Annotated in this window: 9 protein-coding genes and 1 tRNA gene; 7 read left to right on the forward strand and 3 right to left on the reverse strand. The window is 44.7% G+C overall.

The genetic code is table 11. From position 1 onward, the window contains the following. The first annotated feature begins 312 nt into the window (after positions 1-312). The 6 genes from GB992_RS07260 to GB992_RS07285 all read left to right on the forward strand — a co-directional run bounded on the left by GB992_RS07260 (position 313) and on the right by GB992_RS07285 (position 5,990). Complete coding sequence (locus tag GB992_RS07260) at positions 313-750, forward strand: hypothetical protein (RefSeq protein ID WP_161001843.1); 438 nt, start codon at positions 313-315, stop codon at positions 748-750. Between the two features lie 729 nt (positions 751-1,479). Then, positions 1,480-1,884: a fluoride efflux transporter FluC gene (locus GB992_RS07265; protein ID WP_161001844.1), complete on the forward strand. Its 405-nt coding sequence runs from the start codon at positions 1,480-1,482 to the stop codon at positions 1,882-1,884. Next, positions 1,877-2,266: a fluoride efflux transporter FluC gene (locus tag GB992_RS07270; protein ID WP_161001845.1), complete on the forward strand. Its 390-nt coding sequence runs from the start codon at positions 1,877-1,879 to the stop codon at positions 2,264-2,266. The genes GB992_RS07265 and GB992_RS07270 overlap by 8 nt, the downstream gene beginning before the upstream one ends. An 82-nt stretch (positions 2,267-2,348) precedes the next feature. After that, the gene (locus GB992_RS07275) at positions 2,349-3,218 is read left to right on the forward strand and encodes a DegV family protein (protein WP_161001846.1); all 870 of its coding nucleotides are present in this window, start codon (positions 2,349-2,351) and stop codon (positions 3,216-3,218) included. Between the two features lie 310 nt (positions 3,219-3,528). Continuing rightward, a complete protein-coding gene (nagE, locus tag GB992_RS07280) occupies positions 3,529-5,493 on the forward strand; it encodes an N-acetylglucosamine-specific PTS transporter subunit IIBC (RefSeq protein ID WP_347877376.1) in 1,965 nt (654 codons plus the stop codon). Positions 5,494-5,585: 92 nt separating this feature from the next. Beyond that, positions 5,586-5,990, forward strand: a complete 405-nt coding sequence (locus GB992_RS07285; protein ID WP_161001847.1) for an immunity protein Imm33 domain-containing protein — start codon at positions 5,586-5,588, stop codon at positions 5,988-5,990. An 82-nt stretch (positions 5,991-6,072) separates the two neighbouring features. On the opposite strand, the gene GB992_RS07290 is transcribed toward GB992_RS07285, so the two are convergent. After that, positions 6,073-6,696, reverse strand: a complete 624-nt coding sequence (locus GB992_RS07290) for a peptidoglycan bridge formation glycyltransferase FemA/FemB family protein (RefSeq protein ID WP_161001848.1) — start codon at positions 6,694-6,696, stop codon at positions 6,073-6,075. 183 nt (positions 6,697-6,879) lie between these two features. On the opposite strand from GB992_RS07290, the gene GB992_RS07295 reads away from it, so the two are divergent. Next, a tRNA-Lys gene (locus GB992_RS07295) sits at positions 6,880-6,967 on the forward strand. Positions 6,968-7,371: 404 nt separating this feature from the next. Here the strand turns inward: GB992_RS07295 and GB992_RS07300 are convergent. Both GB992_RS07300 and GB992_RS07305 read right to left on the reverse strand, forming a co-directional pair. Beyond that, entirely contained in the window at positions 7,372-7,554 is a 183-nt protein-coding gene (locus tag GB992_RS07300; RefSeq protein WP_161001849.1) for a hypothetical protein, read from the reverse strand. A 60-nt stretch (positions 7,555-7,614) separates the two neighbouring features. Beyond that, entirely contained in the window at positions 7,615-7,974 is a 360-nt protein-coding gene (locus GB992_RS07305) for a VOC family protein (RefSeq protein WP_161001850.1), read from the reverse strand. Positions 7,975-8,351 lie beyond the last annotated feature (377 nt).

Below are 8,351 nucleotides of genomic sequence, written 5' to 3' on the forward strand. Positions count from 1 at the left end.
ACCAGCGACCGCTTAAAATACTCGACTGGCAAACACCGTATCAGGTTATGCTGACAAATTTGTCCAAAAATTCGGATTAAATTTGCAATCTACCATATATTGATCGGATTCGGAATCTTCAAGGGCAGACGGCGCGTAAAGGAAAAAATCCCTTTTCAAGATGGTCTATTGGTGAAGGACTGAATAAAAAAAGCTTAGATACAATAATTCCGATATATGACCCAAAATCATCGTGGCAGACGCCGTACACAGTTATTCGGCAAAATATTGAAGGCTGGATTGAAGATGCAATCAAGCGCGGGGGGACTTATCATGTCTGACTCCCAAACGGAAACTGAAATGAATCAATTCAGGCAAGATCGACGAGAACATCTCACGATGATCCAGACTACAATTTCTCGAATGTCTTCTAACTCATTCTTAACTCGTGGGTGGGCAGTCACAATTTTTACAGGATTATACACGCTGTATGCTACAAGCGGCAATGACCCTTTATTGGTGGTGATTGCAGGTGTTGTTTGCATATTTTGGCTGATGGATAGCTATTACCTAGGTTTAGAGCGAGCATATCGTGATCTATTCGACACCGTTCGTCAGTCAAAGGCTGCTTCCATTGATTTCGACATGCGCGCTGATATGCAGAATCGTTGGCTTAAAGCAATTCGAAGCCGAATTTTTTTGATATCATATCTTCCCGTTTTGGGAATCACAATCGCGATACTGATAGTAAGGCATTTGAGAATAGTCTAAAAACAGTCTTTTGATTGGTAGCAATGGTTTGAAATGAAGCTGTGATAAAACACAGATAAAAAGATCAGGACTCGGAAATTACGAAGATTTCTAATCGTGGTCTTTTTTCTCTGACCGTGAATCTGGTGAAGTGTAAATAAACCTTCAGATGGTCAAAAACTGATTCAACATCCATTTTTTATTAGTGAATCAACGATCGATTGTTGGCTTTTATTGAAGATTTAAGGGAGATAGAGATGGAATTTAAGTGTAAAGCCCTACTTTTCTTTTCGCATGACGTATTTTTAAAAGTTGGGATGTATACCTTTGAAATCGAGATACTAGCCATCTTTATCATGATAATCCAGCTCATCACTTTACAATCATAAGAACGCACTTGTGCCCGTTTCCCTTGAGCATCGTGCCATACGTAATCAACAGTGTTTAGTCAGGAAGTTAATCGGCAACAAAGACGTAATTAGCTTATGAACCGTACCCAGCGTCGGCGATGAGATAGTTTCCCAACACGCGTTATGCGCAATGTTTCGAGAAATGTAATCCAAGCCCACATGTCCGTTAGGTTAAGGAATAGCTGATATCCAAAGACGAACTGATTGCCGGCCAATTGTGTGCCATTTTTCGACGACTTTGTACTGAAGGTTTATACTTCTTTTTGCATTCATAAACTTGCTAAATCGCATCGATATCAGTAATCTGAAATGATATTCGAATTAAAGGAATGAGTGTGGTATGTACAAACGAATCCTAGCAGTTGCCGGCTTTGCGTTTATTGGTGGTGCCTTACGCGAAACGCTAGAACTGTGGTGGCCGTTTTCAACGAATTGGTTCGGCACCACCATCTGTATCAACATTGTCGGGGCGTTCTTGCTCGCCATGATCAACTTTTGGGTGGCAAATCGGTTTGCGTTGCCTAGCCAGATTATCTTAGGGCTCGGGACTGGTATGATTGGCGCCTTTACGACATTTTCGAGTTTTTCGTTGGAAATCGTGAAGCTGCTTGATGCTGGTCAGATTGTGATCCCGGTTATTTATGTCCTCCTTTCCATTGGCGGCGGGGGGTTAGCCGCGTGGAGTGGTCAGCGCCTGGCAGATCGTTTGCTAGGCGACCGAATGGATGGTGATGATAATGTTTAACTGGACTTCGGTAGTGTTGGCTGGTGGCGGTGCGGCAATTGGTGCGACAGTGCGATATCTTGTCATGCAGATTGCCCAACTAATTTCACACTGGCGTCTACAACACAGTGGTCGCGTGCCATCACGATTCCCGTGGCCGACATTTCTCATCAATGTTAGCGGCAGTTTCATGCTGGGCTGGGTGATGAGCAGTGGTTTGAATACTGGCATAAAGGTGCTGGTTGGTGCTGGGGTGCTTGGCGGCTTCACCACGTTTTCAACGATGGCAAACGAAATTGTGTTGTTAGCACGTGATCAACGTTTAAGACTGGCTGTTTGGTATGGGATATTTTCACTTCTCTGCGGCGTACTGGCAGCAGTGGTTGGTATGAAATTGAACTAATAACTGACAGGTGTTTGAAAGACTTGAAAAATCGAATTGCAGTATACTGAAAGTAATACTTCATGCAAAGTTGGGAGAAACAATGAAAATTGCAGTTCTAACGGATAGTTCGGCTTATATCAGTCAGACCGATTTCGACCGTTATCACATTTATGTTATTAATGATCCAGTGTTGTTCGGCAACCATGTTTATCACGAAAACGTGGATCTGGATTCGGCCAAGTTCTACGCGATGTTGAAAACGGAGCATGTGACACCAACGACATCACAAGCCTCAAATGGTGAAGTGCAACGTGTGCTGGATCAAGTGGTGGCCGACGGTTATGACACGGCCATTATCGTTGGTCTATCCAGCGGTATCTCGGGTTTTATCTCTAACGTTGAAGCGTATGCGCCAACAGTTAAGACTATTGACGTGCATGTGTGGGACTCACGGATTGCCTGTTCCGGCGCTGGTAACCAGGTGCTATTAGCTGCCGCGTTGGCTGAAAAGGGACTTAGCGTCTCACAGATTTTTTCGCGACTGGCTAAGCTACGTGAAACCACAAAGGTGATGTTTGTGGTGAACGACATGCGTCACTTGATGCGCACTGGGCGAATTTCCAACGGTCAATCGCTGATCGGAACCATGTTGCAGATCAAACCGATGCTGGCGTTTACACCAGAAGGTAAGATTGTAGCAACTGGCCGTGAACGGCAAATGAAGCGCGCCTTTCAGACGATTCAGACGAGTTTTAAACAAATCGTGGCTGATGCAGGCTATCCAATGCGTGTCAGTATCGTGGATGCGAATAACCCTGAACTGAAGGCACAGTGGCTGACAACGGCCAAAGATGAGTTCCCCGAGGTAACGTTTGAAAGTAGTATTATTGGACCGCTGATCGGGGTTCATACGGGTGAGAAAGCGATGGGATTCATTTATGCGCGTGATTGGCAGACATTGGTTGATTAAGGCTGCCAATACAAATTGAAAAAGCGATTTCAGTGACGTGAAAAGCGTAATTGGTATAGACACCGATTACGCTTTTGTTATGCCATTTTAAAACTGTGAAAGCAAAATTGGATTGAAAGAAAAAAGTTGAAAAAGTTTTCGCTGCTGAAAACAATTGGTACAGTTGGAGTTTGAAGACTGGTATAGGTCAATGCAGACGTTTGAACGCTTGCATATCAATTCTGTAAATGTAAACTATTCACATTGGTATAAAACGAATTTAGAGAATTGATATGGGAGTGCGATGAACATGAAGGATTACTTTTAGCGAATTGGCCGGTCATTGATGTTGCCGGTCGCCACGCTGCCCGCTGCAGCGCTGTTGATTGGGATTGGAAACTGGCTTGGCGGTAAAACAACTGTCGGTGTGTTCCTGGTTAACGGTGGAACCGCAATTTTGGATAATTTGGCGTTACTGTTTGCGATTGGTCTGGCATTAGGAATGTCGGAACGACAAGACGGCGCGGCCGCAGTAGCTGGTTTGGTCGCCTACATTGTACCGGATTATATGTTAAACCCAACGCAATTGGCGACGTTGCTGCATATGAAGGTGAGTGCTGTGAATCCGGCGTTTACAGCGATTCATAATAATGTGCTGATTGGAATTATTGCGGGACTAATCGCCGCCGCACTTTATAACCGCTTCCATGAAACTAAATTGCCGATGGCCTTATCCTTCTTCTCGGGCAAACGGTGTGTCCCGATTCTGGCAGCCGTGACAATGCTGGTTGTGACGCTGGTGATGTTGTTTGTATGGCCAGCCGTTTATGGCGCACTCGTGTTGTTTGGGACATCGATTGCTAAGCTTGGTTGGGTCGGTGCTGGACTATATGGTTTCTTCAATCGACTGCTGATTCCAACGGGGCTACATCATGCGCTGAATGCTGTATTCTGGTTCAACGTTGCCGGAATCAACGACATGGGTAAGTGGCTCGCTGGCACTGGTGTTAAGGGTGTGACCGGGATGTACATGGCCGGGTTCTTCCCCGTCATGATGTTTGGTTTACCAGCTGGTGCTTACGCAATTTACCGGAATGCCAAACCGCAGAACAAAAAGAAGACGGGTTCGTTGATGTTGGCGGGGGCGTTTGCTTCCTTCTTCACCGGTGTCAGCGAACCATTAGAGTTCTCGTTTATGTTTGTTGCCTGGCCATTGTATGTATTGCACGCTATTTTCACTGGGTTATCCTTGGCGTTTGCGGCGGCAATGCACTGGACTGCTGGCTTTTCCTTTAGTGCAGGATTTGTGGACTTCTTGTTAAGTACACGGATGCCACTAGCACATCTGCCATTAATGTTGCTTGTTCAGGGGATTGTGATGGCTGGCATTTACTACTTTGGTTTTGATTTTGCGATTAAACGCTTTGATTTAAAGACACCAGGTCGTGAAGACGACGTTGCGTTGGCCGATGATGACGCAATCGACGTGGATGGCGCCACAGATGACAAGTACCTTCGTCAAGGCCGCCGTATCTGGGCAGCCATTGGCGGTAAAGATAATATTCAGCAAATGGGTAACTGTACGACGCGATTACGTTGGAAGCTAAACGACACTGGCAAGATTGATCAGCCAGCGATTAAAGCTGCTGGGGTGCCAGCGGTTAACGTTTTGGACAAACACAACGTGCAGATTATCGTTGGCACCGAAGTTCAGTTTGTGGAAGACGCACTGGAATCCATCTATCGTGGTGAAGTGCCAGCGGTTGCGACGGCTGGTGTGGATGAACCCGCTGGTAACGCGGTCGATGTACTAACGCCAACGGATGATGCAGCGACAACCACGACCACGTTTGCGGCAGTTGCGACAGGCCGGTTGGTCAAACTGAGTGATGTGGCGGATGATACGTTTGCCGGTAAGGTACTGGGCGACGGGTATGCCGTTGAGCCAAGTGCGAATACGATTGTTAGTCCGGTGGCTGGCAAACTGACGATGGTTTTCCCAACCAAGCATGCGTTTGGTGTTACGACGGCTAGTGGTCTAGAGATTCTGGTTCACGTGGGCATCAACACCGTTGAACTGGATGGCAAACCATTTGAAGTGTTGGCAACAGTCGGTGATGAATTAACAGCCGGTCAGCCTGTCTTGGACGCAGATATTCAAGCTATTCGGGATGCTGGCAAACATGCCACGACGATGGTTGTCGTGACCAACATGGATCATGTAGATGATGTTCAGGTAGATGCTGTGAAGAATGTCGACGCTGGTGATGACGTGGCTGTCGTTAAGGGTCACTAAACTGTCATTTGAAAGTCACTGTAACTTTGCTGGCGGAATGCGTATACTGGTGGAAAGAGTAATGCCGAAACGCATTTTTAGGGGGAAGTCACGTGGCAGATAATGAACATGATATTGTTGCGAAACCATTGAAAAACGCGGGTGCCAGTTTGGTATCCAACACGATTTTACAGGGTAAAGGGCCGTTGAAGTATGCGATTCGTGAAGACTCTGTCGCAGATGCCGATAACGGCTGGCGATTCTTCGCGGAGAATGATACAGATCCGCTGAGTACGGAGATGACGCCGATTGATTTCAACCTGATTTTACAGATGCAACCGGCCGTGTTTGGCATCTATGAATACCCAGCAGGTAGCACCCTGCAACTCGTCGTGTCACCAGATGGCGCCGCACAGTGGTGGGATAATGATTTGGAACACCCTGTTAAGGTGCGGGCACCAAAGGCTGCAGAGTTGGCGGATGACGACAACTCTGATGCTGCAAATGAAAGAAAATAATACAAAAAAGTCACCAGTCACAGTGTTTCGCTAAGATACTTGCGAAATTAATTGTGACTGGTGACTTTTTTGTCTGACGAGATTAGTCGCGACCAAGAACGTGTTGCAGGGTAGTGATGCACTTATATAACACTGGTCGAACAGGTCGCTCAAAAACGCCGACTGTTTCAAAGGTTGACCCTTCAAAGCCTTGTTTGAAACGCAGAACACCATCGTGACCGTCGAAGGTACCGGTAACGTTGTAGAAATTATAGTTTGTGATGTGTTTTTGCACACCCATGGTTAACATGTGATCTTGAATCACATAGGGTGCCAAGAAAATCTTGAAATCTTCATTGGTAAAGCTAAAGTCATACGCAATTTCTTGAGGTTGGATGATAAACATTGCGCCTGCGGGTACCGCAACGTCACCATATTGCGCACGTAAGTCCTCAGCAATTTTGATGTGTTTTTCATGTGGTGCGATTTGTTTTTCAAACTGAGCTTTTTTAGTTTTATGCGACTTACTGTCAGGGTACTCAACGAGGGCCGCGTCTTCCTTAGCAATATTTTCCTGGATCTTCCGAATGGTGTCTTGCTGTTCACGAATGAAGTCAGGTAAATTTAGTTCGGCAAAGATGAATTTAATGTTATGATAGATTGTAAAATTAATCCGAACGCTGTTCGGACAAAAAAGATCAGCTTCCTTTAAAATGGTGTTTACCACAAACCCATCTTTTAGGAGCTGAACGTGATAAAGTAGAAGTACCCAAAGTAATCACTCCTTATAGCTGGTTGGGATTAACTACTATCATTGTAAGAGATTGCTTTGGGCCTTTTTTTTTTTTGTTCGGATTAATTATAGAATTTGCCAACAATAATAATATTGTGATAAGTTATTAACTGTTGTGGAGAGTTACTCAAGTCTGGTTGAAGAGAAATGTTCTTTTGAATGTTAGGTCACTCGTGGCGCGGGGGTTCAAATCCTTCACTCTCCTTATATAGTAAAAGCATCAAGACATTTTAGTCTTGATGCTTTTTTGTAAACAGAGAAGAAAAGCGATTTGATTAGGCGTTAAGCGGATAAGGAGGGTGAACCAGCAACCGCTCATTGGTTGTGATTATCCAAATCATTTCATTACTTATGTAATGATGGCGCAAAAAAAGCCCTCGTAAACTTTGACCAGCGGAGAAGGCTTAATTTGTGCTATTTGAATTAAACTTCGAAAACGGGCCACCGCTCTTAAAGCGGCAACTGAGGGGCTATCAGTGTACCAGCACCGATAGCCTTTTATCTACACACATATTTTACCACAAAGGATTACTTTAGAAATCGTAATAACATTTAAACGCGTATCAAAGCTGTCGGTCTGACGATTAACATAACAGCTATCAGTCAAACTTACTTTTGGTGATCTTCAGCCCACTTACCGTGGCGAATACTAATGGCCATGTAAAGTACAAAGGCGATTGTGGTTGCGCGAGCTAGCATACGCCCACCCTTACTGCGAGTGTTAAAATCATATCCCCATCCGAATCGACGTGGTTTGAATAAGCGATGGTAATCGTGTTTAACTGGTTTCATAAATACGTTCCTCCTTATCGCGAGTGACGAACAATGAACGGCAACTTTACTAACTCAATTCTACTTGGCGCGCTCCAAAATTTCGATTAAATTGCCTTCAAAATCGTTAATATAAATGGCTTGAAGATCGCCATCCGGTGTCGGTCCAGCGATAATGGGTACCCAGTAATTTTGTAAGTGACTGATAACATCCTTGATCCGGTCATGAGCGTGAAGAATGAAATCTGGTTGGGCAACATCTTTGTGGGCTTCATGTTTAGGCACAATAATGAAAGTCAGTGGTTTACCAGCTACTGTGACTGTTTCAGTGCCATCAGGTAGGACATCGTCAGGCATGTCGAAGACCTCGTGATAAAAACGCCAAGCACGTTGTGGATCGCTAACGTTAATTTGATACTGACTGATGGTGCGCACATTCATGGCGGAAGCCTCCCAATAATTATCTTATGTCGATTGTAGCATATTGCGTCATTGTATCTCTCGTTTTGACAGTTTGCATCAAAGGGTGTTTTGCCAGTGCAATCCGACATTTTTGAGAGACAGATTAGCGAATCAAGGAGGGCATTAAACGCAAAAAAAAGGGAACTTCACTAAAGAAGTTCCCTAGGACCCGAAGTCCTGTCGCCTTAAGATCATTTCTGATCGACACCTGTGTGTCTGTAGTCTAAATGTACAATAAGTTGCCATGATTTTCAATTGGCAAATTACAACTTTAATTCGAACACCGATTGAAAAACTCAATGGCAGTATGATGATCAAGCGTTTTTAATGGTCGATGATTAATTAGGTCTAAGGAT

It is taken from the genome of Furfurilactobacillus milii (genome assembly GCF_009863985.1).
GTDB lineage: Bacteria > Bacillota > Bacilli > Lactobacillales > Lactobacillaceae > Furfurilactobacillus > Furfurilactobacillus milii_A.